This is a genomic window from Pseudomonas kielensis (assembly GCF_014236655.1).
In the GTDB taxonomy this organism is placed as follows: domain Bacteria; phylum Pseudomonadota; class Gammaproteobacteria; order Pseudomonadales; family Pseudomonadaceae; genus Aquipseudomonas; species Aquipseudomonas kielensis.
Genome location: NZ_JACMYG010000035.1, coordinates 1 through 20,574 on the forward strand (window position 1 = coordinate 1; position 20,574 = coordinate 20,574).

18 protein-coding genes are annotated in these 20,574 nt (G+C 55.9%); 9 read left to right on the top strand and 9 right to left on the bottom strand.

The window, feature by feature from the left end; all coding sequences use genetic code 11:
• Window positions 1-120 precede the first annotated feature (120 nt).
• Window positions 121-1,449 (bottom strand): anti-phage deoxyguanosine triphosphatase, encoded by a 1,329-nt coding sequence (locus tag H7995_RS24210; RefSeq protein WP_185819039.1) that lies wholly within the window; start codon window positions 1,447-1,449, stop codon window positions 121-123.
• A gap of 705 nt (window positions 1,450-2,154) precedes the next feature.
• Here H7995_RS24210 and H7995_RS24215 point away from each other — a divergent pair.
• Both H7995_RS24215 and H7995_RS24220 read left to right on the top strand, forming a co-directional pair.
• Window positions 2,155-2,730, top strand: coding sequence for a DNA adenine methylase (locus tag H7995_RS24215; RefSeq protein WP_244647815.1), 576 nt, complete (start codon window positions 2,155-2,157; stop codon window positions 2,728-2,730).
• On the top strand, window positions 2,730-3,563 hold the full coding sequence (locus H7995_RS24220) for an 8-oxoguanine DNA glycosylase (RefSeq protein WP_185819041.1): 834 nt from the start codon (window positions 2,730-2,732) through the stop codon (window positions 3,561-3,563). The genes H7995_RS24215 and H7995_RS24220 overlap by 1 nt, the downstream gene beginning before the upstream one ends.
• Here the strand turns inward: H7995_RS24220 and H7995_RS28920 are convergent.
• The 8 genes from H7995_RS28920 to dnaA all read right to left on the bottom strand — a co-directional run bounded on the left by H7995_RS28920 (window position 3,498) and on the right by dnaA (window position 12,905).
• Window positions 3,498-4,241: a nitroreductase family protein gene (locus H7995_RS28920; protein WP_425312253.1), complete on the bottom strand. Its 744-nt coding sequence runs from the start codon at window positions 4,239-4,241 to the stop codon at window positions 3,498-3,500. The two genes, H7995_RS24220 and H7995_RS28920, sit on opposite strands and share 66 nt — an antisense overlap.
• Entirely contained in the window at window positions 4,156-4,761 is a 606-nt protein-coding gene (locus tag H7995_RS24230; RefSeq protein ID WP_185819043.1) for a 7-cyano-7-deazaguanine synthase, read from the bottom strand. Before H7995_RS24230 ends, H7995_RS28920 begins: the two co-directional genes overlap by 86 nt.
• Window positions 4,758-5,969, bottom strand: coding sequence for a PfkB family carbohydrate kinase (locus H7995_RS24235; protein ID WP_185819044.1), 1,212 nt, complete (start codon window positions 5,967-5,969; stop codon window positions 4,758-4,760). The genes H7995_RS24230 and H7995_RS24235 overlap by 4 nt, the downstream gene beginning before the upstream one ends.
• Window positions 5,970-5,989: 20 nt before the next feature.
• Complete coding sequence (locus H7995_RS24240) at window positions 5,990-6,310, bottom strand: hypothetical protein (protein WP_185819045.1); 321 nt, start codon at window positions 6,308-6,310, stop codon at window positions 5,990-5,992.
• Between the two features lie 388 nt (window positions 6,311-6,698).
• Complete coding sequence (gene gyrB / locus H7995_RS24245) at window positions 6,699-9,116, bottom strand: DNA topoisomerase (ATP-hydrolyzing) subunit B (protein ID WP_095165077.1); 2,418 nt, start codon at window positions 9,114-9,116, stop codon at window positions 6,699-6,701.
• Window positions 9,117-9,120: 4 nt separating this feature from the next.
• Entirely contained in the window at window positions 9,121-10,224 is a 1,104-nt protein-coding gene (recF, locus tag H7995_RS24250) for a DNA replication/repair protein RecF (protein ID WP_019694407.1), read from the bottom strand.
• A 20-nt stretch (window positions 10,225-10,244) separates the two neighbouring features.
• A complete protein-coding gene (gene dnaN, locus H7995_RS24255; protein WP_095165074.1) occupies window positions 10,245-11,348 on the bottom strand; it encodes a DNA polymerase III subunit beta in 1,104 nt (367 codons plus the stop codon).
• 39 nt (window positions 11,349-11,387) lie between these two features.
• Window positions 11,388-12,905: a chromosomal replication initiator protein DnaA gene (dnaA, locus tag H7995_RS24260; RefSeq protein ID WP_166588892.1), complete on the bottom strand. Its 1,518-nt coding sequence runs from the start codon at window positions 12,903-12,905 to the stop codon at window positions 11,388-11,390.
• Between the two features lie 565 nt (window positions 12,906-13,470).
• Here dnaA and rpmH point away from each other — a divergent pair.
• From rpmH to rsmG, 7 genes are all read left to right on the top strand, one after another.
• Window positions 13,471-13,605 carry a 50S ribosomal protein L34 gene (gene rpmH / locus H7995_RS24265; RefSeq protein WP_003213577.1) on the top strand — a complete coding sequence of 45 codons (135 nt, stop codon included), beginning with the start codon at window positions 13,471-13,473 and terminating at the stop codon, window positions 13,603-13,605.
• 16 nt (window positions 13,606-13,621) lie between these two features.
• The gene (gene rnpA, locus H7995_RS24270) at window positions 13,622-14,023 is read left to right on the top strand and encodes a ribonuclease P protein component (RefSeq protein WP_198422819.1); all 402 of its coding nucleotides are present in this window, start codon (window positions 13,622-13,624) and stop codon (window positions 14,021-14,023) included.
• Entirely contained in the window at window positions 14,016-14,261 is a 246-nt protein-coding gene (yidD, locus tag H7995_RS24275) for a membrane protein insertion efficiency factor YidD (protein WP_010465488.1), read from the top strand. The genes rnpA and yidD overlap by 8 nt, the downstream gene beginning before the upstream one ends.
• Window positions 14,262-14,263: 2 nt before the next feature.
• On the top strand, window positions 14,264-15,937 hold the full coding sequence (yidC, locus tag H7995_RS24280) for a membrane protein insertase YidC (protein ID WP_166588891.1): 1,674 nt from the start codon (window positions 14,264-14,266) through the stop codon (window positions 15,935-15,937).
• Window positions 15,938-16,016: 79 nt separating this feature from the next.
• The gene (gene mnmE / locus H7995_RS24285) at window positions 16,017-17,387 is read left to right on the top strand and encodes a tRNA uridine-5-carboxymethylaminomethyl(34) synthesis GTPase MnmE (protein WP_166588890.1); all 1,371 of its coding nucleotides are present in this window, start codon (window positions 16,017-16,019) and stop codon (window positions 17,385-17,387) included.
• Between the two features lie 639 nt (window positions 17,388-18,026).
• Window positions 18,027-19,925 carry a tRNA uridine-5-carboxymethylaminomethyl(34) synthesis enzyme MnmG gene (mnmG, locus tag H7995_RS24290; RefSeq protein WP_166588889.1) on the top strand — a complete coding sequence of 633 codons (1,899 nt, stop codon included), beginning with the start codon at window positions 18,027-18,029 and terminating at the stop codon, window positions 19,923-19,925.
• Complete coding sequence (gene rsmG / locus H7995_RS24295; protein WP_166588888.1) at window positions 19,922-20,566, top strand: 16S rRNA (guanine(527)-N(7))-methyltransferase RsmG; 645 nt, start codon at window positions 19,922-19,924, stop codon at window positions 20,564-20,566. Before mnmG ends, rsmG begins: the two co-directional genes overlap by 4 nt.
• Window positions 20,567-20,574 lie beyond the last annotated feature (8 nt).

A 20,574-nucleotide genomic window follows, 5' to 3' on the forward strand; every position in this document is an offset into this window, starting at 1 on the left:
ATCCAAAGACCTAACTGACATTTCAATGTCGATGCTCAACACACTTTAAAAAAAACCCCGAAAGATCCAAAAATCTAGCGGGGGTTTTGTTATAAGACAAAATTTAGCTGCGCACCGAATTTACAACCTGTCAAAAATCGACCCTTTATGAGGGCAATAGATCTTTTCGTACAAACGGGTTGCATATTCATCTGTCATACCAGAGATATAGTCACAAATAACTCGATTTTTTTGGCTGGCACCTTCTCCGCTGACATATCGCTTCCGAGTAGATGATGGCAAAAGCCGCTCGGGATCAGAGCTAAGAGCATCGAAAAGCTCAATCACCAGCTTCTGACCTTTAAATTCCAACTGCTGAACATTTGGGGTCTTAATTACCTTTGTTTTTACAAGATCAAAGATATGATCCAACAACGCTCTATGATTGTGATCCATATAGGCATTCCACTTGATAAGCGCCGTGGTCGCTGATGACATGCTGGATCGCTTTACCTCTGTTTTGAGAATAAATTGGTGGACTAGACCACCGATAGCTTTCTTTCGCTCGTAACTTTCTTCTGAGAACAGCTGTTTCGCCAATGTATTGCTATTCAGCTCACAATTACTGAAAACACTCTCTTTATCTTGATTCTGATCATCCCATGATTTTCTGGTGATCATTCCTAAAGAGATAGCATCCTCAAAGTCATGTAGGCTGTATGAAATATCATCAGCCAACTCCATGATCGAGGTATCCAGCCCCTTGTATATTGGCTTTTTATGCCCAGACTTGTGTTCTTTAAATGTTGTGAATTCAGCTTTTTCCGCTTCAGTTAGAGGCGCTAAAACCCAGTCCACCACATCACGCTCATCATCTAGGTAACACTTTGGAGGGTGCTGCTCTTGAGCCTTACACAGCCAGCGCTGAGGTGGGACTTGGCCATACGCAGTCGCTCCCACCAGTTCACTATACGGTGCGGGATATTTCAGGATGCCTAAAAGAAGGCGGCGAGTCGGATTTAAACCATGATCGGCAGTGTATTTATCCAATTTCGATAGGATGCGCAATGTCTGACCATTCCCCTCAAAACCACCGAAGTCTCTCATACACAAATTCAAGGCAACTTCGCCACCATGCCCAAAAGGAGGGTGCCCAATATCATGGGCCAAACAAATAGAACTCATGAGCGCTGAACGCGGCAGAGCCTCGATGATTTCCTCGTCATCCCGATGGTGGTCTTGAAGCCATCGCACAATCCCGACACCAATCTGCGCTACCTCCATCGAATGGGTAAGACGCGTGCGATAAAAATCGCTCTCTCCCAAGCCCAACACCTGTGTTTTTGATTGCAAACGACGGAATGCCGATGAGTGAATCAGGCGGGCGTAATCACGCTCCCACTCCGAACGAACCTCACCACTACGGCGAGGATCTTCAGACAGGCGCATTTCCCAAATATTTCCAGCCATAAAACCTTCCCTGTCAGTTAATTTGAACGCTTATATTATCGGCTGTCATTATTGCTAATTTTAGGATTTTTCCGGCCTCGACTTTACCAATAGCACCCAGCTTAATTAAATCGCCGTGGGTTAGCAGCCTTCTCTGTTCTCGTTGATTGGAAATTGCCCCACTCCACTCTGCCGATTAATATTCGACCCAAGGAAAGTTACTGACTCCGTATCAGATACGGCCTACGCTCTCCTACTCAAAAGCAGAGCATGATCCGTTGAAATACCAGAGTCACACCCCCTCAGCAAGACAGCTGTTATTAAGGCAGATTTTCGTCAGCGCCAACACTCCACGTCATCCTTGCCCGGTCATAGAGTTCCACCATCTGACTCCTCCTCAAGTCCGAACTCGTTGAGTGGAGCGATCAAACCGTCCGCCCCGCGCCCGGCGGCACATCGACTGTAGTAGTCAGGCAACCTACCAACGGCGCGTTGCCTTTAATTGCCTCAGCCTCTTGCGGGGTTCATCCACATTTCACTACTAATCCTCAACCGAACTCCACGCATGGTGGCCGTTCGGCGCTCCGCCTTGACATCATCGTCATTTCTGACGATGCTTGGCGCATGAGATATCCAGGCGGAAAAGGCAAGTGCTACCAGCGCTTGATCAACCTGATGCCACCGCATCAGACATACATCGAATCCCACCTTGGTGGCGGGGCCGTCATGCGCAACAAAAAGCCTGCGCAGAGGAACGTTGGCTTGGACCTTGACACCGAAGTCATTGAGCTTTGGCAAAAGGAGCATCCAGACATCTGCGAACTCCACCAAGTCGACGCAGTTGCGTTCCTCGAAGGGTACTCGTTCGAAGGCCAGGAGCTGGTCTATGTCGATCCACCCTACGTTCCGGAAACCCGCCGTAGAGCGAAGGTTTATCGCTGCGATTACTCGGAAGAAGACCACACCCGATTGCTGCGGTGCTTGGTCGCATTACCTTGCAAAGTAATGCTTTCGGGCTATGACTGTGATCTCTACAACCGCGAGCTCATCGGGTGGCGCAAGGTGAGTTTTCCGGCTAAGACCCATGTAGAGCTGCGCGAGGAGACGGTGTGGATGAACTTCGAACCTCCCAGCCGTTTGCACGACAGTCGATACATGGGCGAAACATTCCGAGACCGCCAAACCATTCAGCGTCGCCAAACCAGGCTCCGCACTCGTATCGAGAGCCTAGACCCAATTGAGCGACACGAGTTACTGCAATGGATGCAGGAACACTACGGCATTGCCGAGGAGGTAGCCTGATGCAATTAGGCGCTATTTTCATGGACCAAGCGGTCTTCAATGTCGAGCTGCCCACAGCAGACGCAGAAGTTATTCCGGGCGTCCCGTGGGGAGCCATGGAGGCGTTCCCAACTCCTGCCTACTGGGCCTACCAAGTGTACGCACGCCGTCTCACTGGCGATCGGATCAACTACAAGCTCGGGGCAACGCTAAAAGAAGAAGTTGGCGCGTGCTTGTTGGGGGGGCATGGCATCCCCGCTAGCGTCGGGCTCGCAGCCTTTCACCACGTCAAAGAACGCGGTGCCTTTGGTGACCAACCACCTTCAGAAGAAAGCCTTCTCGAGTGGCTGAAAGAGCCTCTAACTATCGATGGTCGCCAAGTGCGGTACCGCTTCGCCACACAGAAGGCTCGCTACCTCTGCGCGGCTCTTCAGAAGCTGTCTGCTGAACGGCCTCCATTAGGCTCCGGCAAAGCGCTGCGCGACTGGCTGCTGGATATTCCAGGCATCGGTTACAAAACCGCATCTTGGGTTGCCCGTAACTGGCTGGATGCGGACGATGTGGCAATCTTGGACATCCACATTCTCCGTGCCGGTCTACTGGGTAGGTTCTTCGAGAGCAACTTGACCGTTGAGCGCCACTACTTGGAGCTCGAAGAGCAATTCATCCGCTTCAGTAAAGGACTTGGCGTCAGGGCATCGGAGCTCGATGCCTTGATGTGGTTGGAGATGATGTCATCGCCCGCAACGGTGCACAGCATCATGGGCATGGGGCACCACGCACCTGATTCAGGTTCTCGTAGCAGATCCAAGAAGAGCAAGGCCAACCCCGGCCAACTTTCCCTGATCGGCTAGGGAACTGACCCACGGCTCACCGGTAATACCCAGCGGACAGAAGTTAAGTCCCTGGGCTGTCGCAGTTAATGCCATGACCGCGAGTAGGGCCCCCGCGTCACGCCAAACAAGGCTGCAACCTTCCTGGTATTTACCCAACGTTTTTCCGGGCTCGGCCAGAAACAGAATGCGTGTTGCCTCATCACCGTCGAGAACCTGCAGACTGAGCTCATAAAGGCCTGCAAGCTTGCCGGTCGCATGTCTGAGCTCGAACAGTTGATGGGCCCTGGCCTCATACATCCACCATCGATCATCACCGGGCCGCTTCACGACAATGTGTATAGGGTGGATCGCTCCAGCCGAGGGGGCAGCTCGATGCTCCAGGTCAAATCCCAGGTTTGAAGTTCCGATTCCTCGAGTTCTGCAGGCGTGCCAGAGGAAAGTTCCAAGCTGCTGGTCATGGACAACGCCGAACTCGCGATGCGATGTTCGCGCATCCAAAACCTCTCCAAATGGTCGGACTAATGCCTCCGAGGAAGCTGGGAGCGGGCAGACATCACCCATTTCCCATTCGAGAGGCTCATACCGCTCAGGTGCCGGCCTTGGTAGAGGGTCACCCAAGTCGATCCAAGTCATACCCCACCTCTTGAAAAACCTCCATGTACTTGTTGCAGCCGCGGCAGTTGCCACACGCAACATGCGATTTGTGGCAACTGTGCGCCCAAGCCAGAAGACTCGCTGGGATGCCCGATTTTCGGACAAGCTCAGCCGTAGAAAGCTCAATTGCAGGAGCCTCCACCACCATGCCGCCCTCCTGCAGGGAAAGCAGATGGCTAATCGCCGACATGAACTCTGGGGAGCCATCCCTATGGAAGCCATCGGATTTCACGGTACCCAACCACAGGTGCGTCACACCGAACGAGATTGCCTTCATCGCCGCCAGCGTAACCAGCATCTGGTTCCGATACGGCCACCAATCCGAGGCTGGCGCCAAGCTGTCGGCTTGGCTACCTGCCATGTCTCCCGAGCCCAGCTCACGGCAGTCAATCTCAATCACATGATGAGGGATTTCCAACTGCTGGCAGATTGTCCTTGAAGCCTCGATTTCGGCCTGCGCCGCGAGCTGACCGTAGTTCAGAGTGAACGCGATGTTCGGGCGCTTCCACCAGGCAATCGTCAAGGAATCCATCCCGCCAGACAACAATAATCCCGTCTTCATAGCACCACCGCTTCCCAGACCGTCTGATAGATCGCACTCACGTAGTCATCGGTGATGCGGCAGTCGGAGCCTTCCATCATTTTCTTGTCCTGTTCGGACTCATTTTCTGCGTAGAAAATAACAGGTTTGTTCAATGCCCGAGCGTAGCCAATCTCATAGATAGTGCCGGAGTCGAGCCCATCACCAATCGCAAAAAGAACGTCGCAATCACGCACCCCTTCAAGGTCCTTTTCGACCACGTCATCAGCGGAACCAAGACCGACGTCATGGTATGGGGAAAATACATCCAGCCCCATTGCCAGCAGGTCTCTGCGGGCCTGCCCGACCATCCACAGCTCTGCGAGGGTGAAGAAGGGCCCTGCGAGGTACACCTTAGGGGCGTACCCATCGCGATACCGAGCTGACGGTTGCAGTGGGTTCGGCTTGAAGCCAGCAAGCAAATCCTGGTCGGGGAAGCCTTGATTTTCGCAATAAAAGGCCGTCGCAATGGAGGCAACCGAGGCTGCATCGTGAGCCGAAAGACCTTTTTCCATCCAGCCCAGTGCGAAGTGGGCGGCGAAGGTATCTCCCGAGCCGATCTTCCATACCCTTTCAGTGCGGTAGGCAGGTACCGTCGAGATTGCGCCGTTGTCATACACCAAGGCACCCAGCGGCCCCATCTTGATAACAACCACCTCCGCGCGCTCCTGCTCGGCTAGCACGATTGCGAGCTCTTGTGCGGTCAAACCACTGGAAGAGGGCACCAACATATTGGCTTCATGGCGGTTCAGGACCAGAGCCAGGTGCTTTGCTTCAGAGCCATTGACCCTGAAGGACTCCGTACCATCGGCATTCTGTGGGTCAAACACCGCGTACTCAGCATCAACTACTGCCGTTCCATCGATCATGCCGAATCGAAGCACCTTCTCGGCGCTAACCTGTAGCTTCGATTTGACGTGAGTCCCACGTCGAATATCTGGATTGGCGAGGCCATGGATGTACTCGAACGTCACCGGTGCCTGCGCAGCCGTCGCATTGAACTGGAAACCTTCCGCGGCTGCGCGGGCATCAACGACGATCTGGGTATCGCTATCTACACAGGCGTGTAATTGGGCCTGGCCACCGAAACGAGCAATCGCCGTTGCTGCCCTCCCTGCCGACCCATAAATATCGTCCCACGCCGGGCGCATGCAGCGCTCTCGGTAGACGCCTCCTACGATGGTGATCATAGAGCTCTCCTTGCTCGAAATTAAATGTGGTAAACCCGAAGGCGTACTTGCCCGCCACCAACGTGCAGCACACGTGCCTGGTACTGTTCGCCCTGACTCATGCAGCTTCGCAATTGGTTCAGATGTGGGTCGACAATTCCTCCTGCCTCAGCTCCGTTCCACAGCGCGGTAACAATCTGCTGATTGCCAGACTGCGAAAAGACAATGTCGAGGATATCGTTGACGCTCATCTGCCCAACCACCTGTGCTTTCGGTGAAGCAAGCTGGGTATCAAACTGAAGGGCCGCACAGGAAGTTGTGGGCGTGGATGAACCCAGATAGCTACCGCCAGAACCAGACATTCGCATTTCCTTTCGCTAGTCAAAATGAGCGCAAAGCAATATCACATCCAGAAGGCAAAAGACTATTGAATCGCCACTTGTTTTCCCGAATACATCCATTAGCAAACGGCCACCTGTTGGCGCCGACGCCGAATTGACCCAGTTGCCGAGATTTTACTGACCCAGTCTGACTCCTCGCGAATCATTGTCTGTGCTGGATTTGTGCAGGTTTGGAGATGGATCAGACTTGCCTCGGCACGTGGGTCAATTCGGCGTCGGCGTCAACAATAATGGATCGTCAAAATATTAATTTCTCTCAAAAAAAGCCCGCGATTAAACGCGGGCATTTTTGGTTACAAACCATTTATTTGTGAAAATGTGCAGCTTTTCTGTGATCCTACAAACCGGATCAGAAGTCCAGGTTCGACACTGCCAGCGCGTTGCTTTCGATGAAGTCACGGCGTGGTTCGACCGCATCACCCATCAGGGTGTTGAAGATCTGGTCCGCACCAATGGCGTCTTCGATGGTCACTTTGAGCATCCGGCGCTGTGCTGGGTCCATGGTGGTTTCCCACAGCTGATCCGGGTTCATCTCACCCAGACCTTTATAGCGCTGGATGGTGTGGCGCTTGGTGCTCTCGTTCATCAACCACTCAAGGGCTTCCTTGAACTCGGTGATGGCTTTCTTGCGTTCGCCACGCTGGATGTACGCACCGTCGTCCAACAGAGTGCTCAGTTGCGCCCCCAGGGAGACCACGGTCTTGTAGTCATTGCTGCCGAAGAAGTCGCGGTTGAAGGTGACGTAGTTCGACAGGCCGTGGGAGATCAGTTCGACCTCCGGCAGCCAGACGTTACGCTCACGGTCTTCACGCAGGCTGGCCTTGTAGACCAGGCCCGACTTCTCGACGGTACGCAGACGTACTTCGTACTGAGCCAGCCAATCCTGCATCGCTGCGTGATCGGACAACTGCTCCATGCTCACTGCCGGCAGGTAGATGAAGTGCTCGGTCAGTTCCTGTGGGTACAGGCGCGACAGGCGCTTGAGGGTCTTCATTACCAGACGGAAGTCGTTCACCAGGCGCTCGAGGGCCTCACCGGAGATACCCGGTGCGTCCTCGTTCAGGTGCAGGCTCGCATCTTCCAGGGCCGACTGCGTCATGTACTCTTCCATGGCGTCGTCGTCTTTGATGTATTGCTCTTGCTTGCCTTTCTTCACCTTGTACAACGGCGGCTGGGCGATGTAGATGTAGCCACGCTCGATCAGCTCCGGCAACTGACGGAAGAAGAAGGTCAGCAGCAGGGTACGGATGTGCGAACCGTCGACGTCAGCATCGGTCATGATGATGATGTTGTGATAACGCAACTTGTCGATGTTGTACTCGTCACGGCCAATGCCGCAGCCCAACGCGGTGATCAAGGTGCCTACTTCCTGAGAAGAGATCATCTTGTCGAAGCGCGCCTTCTCCACGTTCAGGATCTTGCCCTTGAGCGGCAGGATGGCCTGGGTACGGCGGTTACGACCCTGCTTGGCGGAACCGCCAGCAGAGTCACCTTCCACCAGGTACAGCTCGGAGAGGGCAGGGTCTTTTTCCTGGCAGTCCGCCAGTTTGCCCGGCAGGCCGGCGATATCCAGCGCACCTTTACGACGGGTCATCTCACGGGCTTTACGCGCCGCTTCACGGGCACGGGCGGCGTCGATCATCTTGCCGACCACCAGCTTGGCTTCGTTCGGGTTTTCCAGCAGGAAGTCCGAGAAGTACTTGCCCATTTCCTGCTCGACTGCGGTCTTCACTTCGGAAGAAACCAGCTTGTCCTTGGTCTGGGAGCTGAACTTCGGGTCCGGCACTTTTACCGAGATAATCGCCGTCAGGCCTTCACGGGCGTCGTCACCGGTGGTGGCGACCTTGTGCTTCTTCGCCAGGCCTTCGGCTTCGATGTAGGTGTTCAGGTTACGCGTCAGCGCGGAACGGAAGCCCACCAGGTGGGTGCCGCCATCGCGTTGGGGAATGTTGTTGGTGAAGCACAACAGGTTCTCGTTGAAGCTGTCGTTCCACTGCAGGGCGATTTCAACGCCGATGCCGTCTTCACGCTGGATGTTGAAGTGGAACACCTGGTTGACCGCAGTCTTGTTGGTGTTCAGGTATTCAACGAACGCACGCAGGCCGCCTTCGTACTTGAACAGCTCTTCCTTGCCGCTGCGCTCGTCCTTGAGGACGATACCCACACCGGAGTTGAGGAACGACAGTTCGCGAATCCGCTTGGCCAGGATGTCCCAGCTGAAGTGGATGTTCTTGAAGGTTTCAGCCGAAGGCTTGAAGTGGATCTGGGTACCGGTCGTCTCGCTCTCGCCAACGATCTTCATCGGCTCCTGCGGAACACCGTGGACGTAGGTCTGTTCCCAGATCTTGCCGCTACGGCGAACGGTCAGGATCAGTTCTTCAGACAGTGCGTTCACTACCGACACACCTACACCGTGCAGACCGCCGGATACTTTGTAGGAGTTGTCGTCGAACTTACCGCCGGCGTGCAGCACGGTCATGATGACCTCGGCTGCCGAAACGCCTTCTTCTTTGTGCACGTCTACCGGAATGCCGCGACCGTTGTCGCGTACGGTGATCGATTCATCTGGGTGGATGATGATGCTGATGTCGTCGCAATGGCCAGCCAAAGCTTCGTCGATCGAGTTATCGACCACCTCGAACACCATGTGGTGCAGACCGCTGCCATCGTCTGTGTCACCAATGTACATACCGGGACGTTTGCGTACGGCATCCAGGCCTTTCAGCACTTTAATGCTCGTTGAGTCGTACGTATTTTCTTCGCTCATGCCTTCACTCCCGATGGTCGTGGGTCTGGGTGATACGGCCCTGTTCCACGTGGAACAAAGCGACTGGCGTTTCCGTCTGCCAGCCTTCCCTCAATAATTCGTGGTCTACACAGGTGATGAACACCTGGCAGCGTAAGTCTTCCAGCAAACGGCAAAGCGCGCGGCGGTGCTGCTCATCCAGTTCAGACGGCAAATCATCCACCAGATAAATACATTGGCCGCGCCGGGCCTGGCTGACCAAATGCCCTTGGGCGATCCGCAGGGCGCAAACCACCAACTTCTGCTGACCCCGGGACAAGATGTCCGCGGCATTGTGAGCGCCTAATCTAAGACGCAAATCAGCGCGTTGCGGTCCGGCCTGGGTATGCCCCATTTGCTGATCCCGGTGAACGGACGCGGCGAGTACAGCACTCAGTTCCCGCTCTTTGTCCCAACCCCGGTAATAGCTAAGCGTTAAGCCCTCGAGTTCGACGAGTTCGCTCAAGGTCTGTTCAAAGACTGGTTTCAAGGCTTTGATATAAGCGCGGCGGTATTCATCAATTTCAGCGCTGGCCTGGCACAATTCTCTGTCCCAAACCGCTTGCGAAACGGCGTCAAGTGTACCATGCCGCAGCCAAGAGTTTCTCTGGCGCAGGGCCTTCTGCAAGCGCTGCCAGGTGGACATGAAGCGCGGTTCCACGTGGAACACCCCCCAATCCAGGAACTGCCGGCGAATCTTCGGCGCACCTTCCAACAATCGAAAGCTGTCGGGGTTGATCAATTGCAGCGGCAGGATTTCTGCGAGTTGCGCAGCACTGCGGGCGTTCTGCCCGTCGATGCGAATCTGAAACTCGCCTTGCCGATCACGGGAAATCCCCAGCGCACTGTGGCCACCTTCGGCCAATTCGACCTGGCCGAATACCGTACAGGCGAGCTGTTCGTACTGGATCACCGGCAACAGGCGGGTACTGCGAAACGAACGGGCGAGCCCCAGTAGGTGGATAGCTTCCAACACACTGGTTTTGCCGCTGCCGTTGGCGCCGTACAGGATATTGATGCGGGGGGAGGGGGAGAAGGTCACCGGGTGCAGATTGCGCACCGCGGTGACCGAGACGCGACTGAGGGACATCTAGCGGCTGCTGAACATGTTTACAGGCGCATCGGCATGACAACGTAAGCCGAGTCGTCGTTGTCGGACTCTTGCACCAGCGCACTGCTGTTGGAGTCAGACAGGATCAAGCGCACCTGCTCGGTGGTCATCACGCCCAGCACGTCCAGCAAGTAGCTGACGTTGAAGCCGATTTCCAGGGAGCCGCCGTTGTACTCGACGCCAACTTCTTCTTCCGCCTCTTCCTGCTCCGGGTTGTTCGCCTGAATCTTCAACTGACCGTTGGCCAGTTGCAGGCGAATGCCGCGGTACTTCTCGTTGGACAGAATCGCGGTACGGCTGAACGCTTCACGCAGGGCCTGGCGATCGCCGAGCACCAGTTTGTCGCCGCCTTTTGGCAGGACGCGCTCGTAATCCGGGAACTTGCCGTCTACCAGTTTGGAGGTGAAGGTAAATTCGCCGGTGGTGGCACGAATGTGATGCTGGCCCAACACGATACTGACGTTGCCGTCCGGCTCGGTCAGCAGGCGTGCCAGTTCCAGGATACCTTTGCGCGGCACGATCACCTGGTGGCGATCCGGCTGGCCGATGTCAGCCTGCATCGAGCACATGGCCAGACGGTGACCGTCGGTTGCCACGGCACGGATGATCCCGGCGGACACTTCCAGCAGCATGCCGTTGAGGTAGTAGCGAACATCCTGCTGCGCCATGGCAAAGCTGGTGCGTTCGATCAGACGGCGCAGTTTGCTTTGCGCCAGGGTGCAGGTCAGCGAACCCGGACCTTCTTCTACAGTCGGGAAGTCATTGGCTGGCAGGGTCGACAGGGTAAAACGGCTACGACCGGCCTTGACCACCAGCTTCTGCTCATCGAGCTTGATGTCGATCAGCGCGTCGTTCGGCAGGCTTTTGCAGATGTCCATCAGCTTGCGCGCCGGGACAGTGATTTCGCCCGGCTCGGCCGGTTCTTCAAGTTGCACACGACCAACCAGTTCGACTTCAAGGTCAGTACCGGTCAGCGACAACTGCTGGCCTTCGACAACCAGCAGCACGTTGGAAAGCACCGGCAAGGTCTGTCGGCGCTCGACGACGCCTGCGACCAGTTGCAGGGGTTTCAACAGGGCTTCGCGTTGAATGGTGAAATGCATGGTCTAGTCCCTTGCCTTAATAAGCTGCGCTGGTGTTCATCAAGTGGTCAGTGTACGCAGCAGGTTCTTGTAGTCCTCGCGGATGTCCGCGTCGGATTCCTTAAGTTCGTTGATCTTGCGGCAGGCGTGCAACACCGTGGTGTGATCGCGACCGCCAAACACATCACCGATTTCCGGCAGGCTGTGGTTGGTCAGTTCCTTGGACAGGGCCATGGCCACCTGACGTGGACGGGCCACCGAACGCGAACGGCGTTTGGACAGCAAGTCGGAAATCTTGATCTTGTAGTACTCGGCGACCGTGCGCTGAATGTTATCCACAGAGACCAGCTTATCCTGAAGCGCCAACAGGTCTTTCAGGGATTCGCGAATCAACTCGATGGTGATGTCGCGGCCCATGAAGTGCGAGTGCGCGATCACACGCTTGAGCGCGCCTTCGAGTTCACGCACGTTGGAGCGAATACGCTGGGCAATGAAGAATGCGGCATCGTGCGGCAAGTCGACTTTGGCCTGGTCGGCTTTCTTCATCAGAATTGCGACCCGGGTTTCCAGTTCAGGTGGCTCGACGGCAACCGTCAGGCCCCAGCCGAAGCGCGACTTCAAGCGCTCTTCAAGGCCTTCGATCTCCTTGGGATAACGGTCACTGGTGAGGATGACCTGTTGGCCACCTTCAAGCAGGGCGTTGAACGTGTGGAAAAACTCTTCCTGGGAACGTTCCTTGCGGGCGAAGAACTGAATGTCATCGATGAGCAGGGCGTCTACCGAACGGTAGAAGCGCTTGAACTCGTTGATCGCGTTCAGTTGCAGTGCCTTGACCATGTCGGCCACGAAGCGCTCGGAATGCAGGTACACGACCTTGGCATTCGGATTCTTCTTTAATAGATGGTTACCCACAGCGTGCATCAAGTGGGTTTTACCCAAGCCAACGCCGCCATACAGGAACAGCGGGTTGTAGCCGTGCTTGGGGTTGTCCGCGACCTGCCAGGCCGCAGCGCGGGCCAGCTGGTTGGACTTACCCTCGACGAAGTTCTCGAAGGTAAAGGTCCGGTTCAGGTAGCTGGTGTGCTTGAGCGCACCTTCTACCTGCACGGTACGTTGTTCGGCACGCACAGGGGCTTGCTGCGAACTGGCGCCAGCCATCGGGTCGAAGCTGTCACGGGACGGCTCTTCATTGACCTCGACGATTTTCTGCGTCGAACGCTTGCTGGTTGGAGCCGGCGTTGGCGTATTGACCACTGCCGGCGCCGCAGCAGCCTGGGCTTGCGATGCCGCAGCAGCCAGAGGTGCGTTGGGTGCGGCCCGCGGTGCAGAACTGCGTTTGCTGCCTATTAATAAGGAAAGCGCAGGCGCCATGCCGTTGCCGTGCTCATCCAGCAGTTCGAGCACGCGGCTCAGGTACTTTTCATTGACCCAGTCGAGAACAAAGCGATTCGGTGCGTAGACACGCAGCTCGTCGCCTTCGGCTTCGACCTGTAGTGGACGGATCCAAGTGTTGAATTGTTGGGCAGGCAGCTCATCGCGCAAAAGCTCCACGCACTGCTGCCAAAGTTCCACTGACACGGATATCCCCTAAGTTGAAAGCCGGTGAGGCAAAAACAAGCGGCCATTGTAGCGACCGGACGCAGACTTATCCACACGTAGCTTGATCACAGGTGCAGAAGAATCAAGGTTTTATCGGTAAAAAAGGCGACCAATGGTCTGTGCATAAGCTCTGTGGATAACCATGCCTGAGCTCGTTGTACAAGTGGGGGCGAAACTCGGTGGATAACCTGCCTGTGGATAACCACCTGTTTCACCCACAGCTTATCCGACAGCGCAGCACAGCATGACCACCGTTTTCCACCGTAGTTGTCATTCTCTGTACAGCACGGGATAGAAGGGTTAAAGCCAGTTATCCACAGATGGAGGCGGGTCTAGCTTTTATAAGCTTTACAGAAAAGCTTTAAATACTTTCCTTCTTTATTTTTATATCTAGCTATCCACCTTTCAAGGACGAAGCACCCGAATACCCATTTAAAGGAAACCTTGGTTGGAAATTGACCTAGAGGCTTGCTTTCTCTAGAATCCCCGGTCTCTTAAAACGGGGGCCATTCCGGCCCGTTGTGGACGAACCAGGTAACACGACATGAAACGTACTTTCCAACCAAGCACTATCAAACGCGCTCGTACCCACGGTTTCCGTGCTCGCATGGCTACCAAGAACGGCCGCGCAGTCCTGTCGCGTCGTCGCGCCAAAGGTCGTGCGCGTCTGGCAGTTTGATAATCCGGTACTGGAGGTGAGTCAGGACTTCAGTCGGGAAAAGCGTTTGCTAACCCCCCGGCATTTCAAGGCAGTCTTTGACTCCCCTACCGGCAAGGTTCCGGGGAAAAATCTCCTGCTCCTTGCACGCACCAACGATCTCGATCACCCCCGTCTCGGGCTGGTTATCGGGAAAAAGAGTGTGAAACTCTCCGTTGAGCGAAATCGCCTCAAACGTCTGATGCGCGAATCGTTTCGCCTCCACCAGGATTCTCTGGTTGGGTGGGATATCGTGATCGTCGCGCGCAAAGGTTTGGGCGAAGTAGAAAACCCCGAATTGATTCAGCATTTCGGCAAACTCTGGAAACGTCTGGCACGCAACAAGCCAGAGCCAGCAGTCAAAGCCGAAACTGTAGGGGTAGACAGCACCGATGCGTAAACTGGCACTCGTTCCGATCCAGTTTTATCGCTATGCCATTAGTCCTCTGATGGCCAGTCACTGTCGTTTCTACCCCAGTTGTTCCTGCTACGCGTATGAAGCCATTGAAAATCATGGCCTTCTGCGCGGTGGCTGGCTGACCTTTCGTCGTTTAGGTCGCTGTCATCCGTGGAATCCCGGTGGTTATGACCCGGTTCCGCCTATCCCTACCTCCCGTTCTTCTTCGATGGCCGAGTAATCATGGATATTAAACGCACGATCCTGATCGTCGCCCTGGCAATCGTGTCCTACGTCATGGTCCTGAAATGGAACCAGGACTATGGCCAGGCTGCCCTGCCGACTCAGAATGTTGCTGCCAATCAGAATGCCCCGGCTATTCCGGACGGTACCAACGCTTCCGCCAGTGCCGATGTACCCAGCGCGAATACCGATACCAGCACCCCTACCGAAACTCCGGTAGTGGCGAGTAAAGATCTCATCCACGTCAAAACGGATGTGCTCGAACTGGCTATCGATCCTCAGGGTGGTGATGTCGCCCAGCTGATGCTGCCAAAATATCCACGTCGTCAGGACCATCCGGATGTTCCGTTCCAGCTGTTTGATAACGGCGGCGAACGTACTTATCTGGCGCAAAGCGGCCTGACTGGCACCAACGGTCCGGATGCACGCCCGACCGGTCGTCCGGTTTACTCGGCCGAGCAGAAGACTTATCAACTGGCTGATGGCCAGAACCAGCTCAACGTTGACCTCAAATTCAGCGATGCCGGTGTCAATTACATCAAGCGCTTCACCTTCACTCGCGGTTTGTACGATCTGAAAGTCACCTATCTGATCGACAACACCAGCGACAAGGCCTGGACAGGCAACCTGTTTGCCCAGCTCAAGCGTGATGCCAGTTCGGATCCTTCTTCCACCACAGCCACCGGCACCGCCACTTACCTGGGCGCCGCCCTGTGGACAAGTGCAGAGCCGTACAAAAAAGTGTCGATGAAAGATATCGACAAGGCTGCGCTGAAAGAAACCGTCAATGGTGGCTGGGTCGCCTGGCTGCAACACTACTTCGTGACGGCCTGGATTCCAGCCAAGAACGACAGCAACGTGGTGCAGACTCGCAAAGACAGCCAAGGCAACTACATCATTGGTTTCACTGGCCCGGCTTTGACCGTTGCGCCAGGTGCCAAGGCTGAAACCAGCGCTACTCTGTACGCTGGCCCGAAAAGCCAGGCGATACTCAAAGAGTTATCCCCAGGTCTGGAACTGACGGTCGACTACGGCATCCTGTGGTTCATCGCTCAACCGATCTTCTGGCTGCTGCAACATATCCACGCGATTGTGGGTAACTGGGGCTGGTCGATCATCTTCCTGACCATGCTGATCAAAGGGATCTTCTTCCCGCTGTCGGCTGCCAGCTACAAGTCCATGGCTCGCATGCGTGCAGTGGCGCCAAAACTGGCTGCGCTGAAAGAGCAACATGGCGATGACCGGCAGAAAATGTCGCAAGCCATGATGGAGCTGTACAAGAAAGAGAAGATCAATCCGCTGGGTGGTTGCTTGCCAATCCTCGTGCAGATGCCGGTTTTCCTCTCGCTGTACTGGGTACTCCTGGAAAGCGTGGAAATGCGCCAAGCGCCGTTCATGCTGTGGATTACTGACCTGTCGATCAAGGATCCGTTCTTCATTCTGCCGATCATCATGGGTGTCACCATGTTCATCCAGCAGCAGTTGAACCCTACACCTCCGGATCCGATGCAGGCCAAGGTGATGAAGCTGATGCCAATCATCTTCACCTTCTTCTTCCTGTGGTTCCCGGCGGGCCTGGTGCTGTACTGGGTTGTGAACAACTGCCTGTCGATCGCTCAACAGTGGTACATCACTCGCAAGATTGAAGCAGCGGCGAAAAAAGCCGACGCATAACTTGCTCAGTATGTAACCATTCAAAACGCCCCCTCGTGGGGCGTTTTGCTATCTGCCATTTTTATCGGGATATCGGTTTATGAGCGCTCCTCGTGAAACCATCGCCGCCGTCGCCACTGCCCAGGGCCGTGGGGGCGTCGGTATCGTTCGTATTTCCGGGCCGCTGGCACGCCATGCGGCACTTGCCATCAGTGGTCGCGAGCTGAAGCCGCGTTTTGCCCATTACGGTCCTTTTCTCAGCGCCGACGATGAAGTCCTGGATGAAGGTATTGCCCTGTATTTTCCGGGGCCCAACTCCTTCACCGGTGAAGACGTGCTGGAACTGCAGGGCCACGGCGGACCGATCGTTCTGGACATGTTGCTGCAGCGTTGCCTGCAACTGGGTTGCCGTCTGGCCCGGCCGGGGGAATTCAGCGAGCGCGCGTTTCTCAATGACAAGCTCGACCTGGCCCAGGCAGAAGCCATTGCCGACCTCATCGAGGCCAGTTCCGCGCAAGCCGCGCGTAATGCCCTGCGCTCCTTGCAGGGGGCGTTTTCCCAGCGTGTGCATAACCTCACCGAACAATTGATTGCCTTGCGCATTTACGTCGAAGCGGCCATCGACTTCCCGGAAGAGGAGATCGATTTCCTTGCCGATGGCCATGTGCTGTCCATGCTCGATGCCGTGCGCGAGGAGTTGGCCAAGGTCTTGCGTGAAGCCGGGCAGGGCGCCTTGCTGCGTGATGGCATGACCGTGGTCATCGCCGGTCGTCCGAATGCCGGCAAGTCGAGCCTGCTCAATGCACTGGCCGGGCGTGAAGCGGCTATTGTCACCGAGATCGCTGGCACCACCCGGGACATCCTGCGCGAACATATCCACATCGATGGCATGCCGCTGCACGTGGTCGATACCGCAGGTCTGCGCGATACCGAGGACCAGGTCGAGAAGATTGGCGTGGAGCGGGCATTGAAGGCGATCAGCGAGGCCGACCGGGTGTTGTTGGTGGTCGACGCCACGGCCCCTGAAGCCCTTGATCCCTTTGCCCTGTGGCCTGAGTTCCTGGAACAGCGTCCGGAGCCGGGCAAAGTCACCCTGATCCGCAACAAGGCCGACCTCACGGGGGAGCCCATTGGGCTGCAGGTCTGCGACGATGGGCACGTCACCATCAGTCTCAGCGCCAAGTCGGCAGGTGAAGGCCTGGAGCTACTGCGTGACCACCTCAAGGCCTGCATGGGCTACGAGCAGACCTCGGAAAGCAGTTTCAGCGCCCGGCGCCGTCACCTTGAAGCCTTGCGCCATGCCAGTGACTCCCTTGAACACGGGCGTGCGCAGCTGACATTGGCCGGCGCCGGCGAGTTGTTGGCCGAAGATTTACGCCAGGCACAGCAGTCGCTGGGTGAAATTACCGGTGAATTCAGCTCCGATGACCTGCTGGGCAGGATCTTTTCCAGCTTTTGCATCGGTAAATAACGCCCTCCTTCCTGGGCGTAGGAGCTGGCGCAGCCTGCAATCCTCGATATTTTTGATGGTTATACCCGTGCTTCCCTCTGGCACGGGTGCATGAATCGTTGAAAGAACGCAGTCTTCGGCAGTTCCTCAAGACGGTTAATCCCTTTTTCTTCTCTCGTTGCCCTGCGATTTCTTCGCCAGGGTGGTGTCCCCGTGGGCGCGATTTGCTTTTTTGCGGTTTTTCTGTGGATTAAGCCCTGTGAATAACTGCCACTAAGGTCAGTTGATAACAGGGCCTGAAAGCTGAGTAAAACCACCGCTGTGGATAACCACCTCATTCATCCACAGGCTTAGACCGGTTATCCAACGCCCTCAAGGGCACATGACCACAGACTTTCAAACCTCTGTACACATTGTAAATAAAGGCTTGTAGCGTTCTATCCACAGAAAGGTAGCTGTATAGAAATAAACATAAAAACAAAGATCTTATAAATTTCTTTCTTTTTAATTTCTATTGATCGTGACTTACCCACAGCTGGTTAAATTTTGTGCAAAGGGTTCTTTAGGAAGGGCGAAGTCCCTATACTTGTCGACCAGGTCCAAAAACCTGAGCTCAAACCATTTCTGAATTACCTAACTGAAGCAGGCACGAGGTGCGTGGTGGATTTCCCTTCCCGTTTTGAAGTGATCGTCATCGGCGGCGGTCATGCCGGTACCGAGGCAGCACTTGCATCAGCACGTATGGGGGCAAAAACCCTGTTGCTGACGCATAACGTGGAAACCCTCGGTGCCATGAGTTGCAACCCCGCGATTGGCGGGATCGGCAAAAGCCATCTGGTCAAGGAAATCGATGCCCTCGGTGGCGCGATGGCCATGGCCACCGATAAGGGTGGTATCCAGTTCCGCGTGTTGAACAGCCGCAAAGGCCCAGCCGTGCGCGCTACTCGCGCCCAGGCCGACCGCGTGTTGTACAAGGCTGCCGTTCGCGAGATTCTCGAGAACCAGCCGAACCTGTGGATATTTCAGCAGGCAGCGGACGACCTGATCGTCGAACAGGAACAGGTACGCGGTGTTGTTACCCAGATGGGCCTGCGTTTCTTCGCCGACTCGGTGGTGTTGACCACCGGTACCTTCCTCGGTGGACTTATCCACATCGGGTTGCAGAATTTTTCCGGCGGTCGCGCCGGTGATCCGCCGTCGATTGCCCTGGCTCACCGTCTGCGTGAACTGCCGCTGCGTGTGGGTCGCCTGAAAACCGGTACGCCACCGCGCATTGACGGCCGCTCTGTGGATTTCTCGGTGATGACCGAGCAACCAGGTGATACGCCGATCCCGGTGATGTCGTTCATGGGCAACAAGGAACAGCATCCCAAGCAGGTCAGTTGCTGGATTACCCACACCAACGCCCGTACCCACGAAATCATTGCCGCGAACCTCGACCGTTCGCCGATGTATTCGGCTGCCGGTGAGATCGAAGGCATTGGTCCACGTTACTGCCCGTCGATCGAAGACAAGATCCACCGCTTTGCCGACAAGCAAAGCCACCAGGTGTTTATCGAGCCGGAAGGTCTGACCACCCACGAGCTGTACCCGAACGGGATATCCACAAGCTTGCCGTTCGACGTGCAATTGCAGATCGTGCAATCGATCCGCGGCATGGAGAATGCGCACATCGTGCGGCCGGGTTATGCGATCGAGTACGACTACTTCGATCCGCGCGACCTGAAGTACAGCCTGGAAACCAAGGTGATCGGCGGTCTGTTCTTCGCCGGGCAGATCAACGGCACCACCGGTTACGAAGAAGCCGGCGCCCAGGGTTTGCTGGCCGGAGCCAACGCCGCATTGCGTGCACAGGGCAAAGACGCCTGGTGCCCGCGTCGCGACGAAGCCTACATCGGCGTATTGGTCGACGACCTGATTACCCTCGGGACCCAGGAACCGTACCGGATGTTCACTTCCCGCGCCGAGTACCGGTTGATCCTGCGTGAAGACAACGCCGACCTGCGCTTGACCGAAAAAGGCCGCGAGCTGGGCCTGGTCGATGACGCGCGTTGGGCGGCATTCTGCAAAAAACGTGAAAGCATCGAACTCGAAGAGCAGCGCCTGAAAAGTACCTGGGTTCGCCCCGGCACCGAGCAGGGCGATGCGATTGCCGAAAAGTTCGGCACACCGCTGACCCACGAATACAACTTGCTGAACCTGCTGACCCGTCCGGAAATCGACTACGCTGGCCTGATCTCGGTCACGGGCGCCGGTGCAGAAGATCCACAGGTCGCCGAGCAGGTCGAGATCAAGACCAAATACGCCGGTTACATCGATCGCCAACAGGATGAAATCGCTCGCCTGCGGGCCAGCGAAGACACCAAACTGCCTGTGGATATCGATTACACGACCATCTCCGGTCTCTCCAAGGAGATCCAGAGCAAGCTCGGTGCAACCCGTCCGGAAACGCTGGGCCAGGCTTCGCGGATCCCGGGCGTGACGCCGGCAGCCATTTCGCTGTTGATGATTCATTTGAAAAAACGCGGCGCGGGCCGTCAGTTGGAGCAAAGCGCTTGAGTTCGTTGGTCACCTTGCAACACGCCGAAGAGTTATCCACAGGTGCACGCCAGCTCGGTGTCAACCTGAGTGAAACCCAGCACGCCCAACTGCTGGGTTACCTGGCCCTGTTGATCAAATGGAACAAGGCCTACAACCTCACCGCGGTGCGTGATCCGGACGAAATGGTGTCGCGCCATTTGCTCGACAGCCTGAGCGTGATTTCCTTCATCGAAAACGGCCGTTGGCTGGATGTCGGCAGTGGCGGCGGCATGCCGGGTATTCCCCTGGCCATCCTGTTTCCAGAGTCGCAAGTCACTTGCCTGGACAGCAACGGCAAGAAAACCCGCTTCCTGACCCAGGTCAAACTCGAACTCAAACTGGATAACCTGCAAGTTATCCACAGTCGCGTCGAAGCCTTCCAGCCTGAGCTGCCATTCAACGGGATCATTTCCCGGGCGTTCAGCAGCATGGAGAATTTCAGCAACTGGACTCGCCACCTCGGCGACACCGATACACGTTGGCTGGCAATGAAGGGCGTTCATCCCGCGGATGAGCTGGTAGCATTGCCGGCAGACTTCCACCTCGATAGCGAACACGCCTTGGCCGTACCTGGTTGCCAAGGCCAACGCCATCTGCTGATACTGCGCCGCACGGCATGATTGGGAAC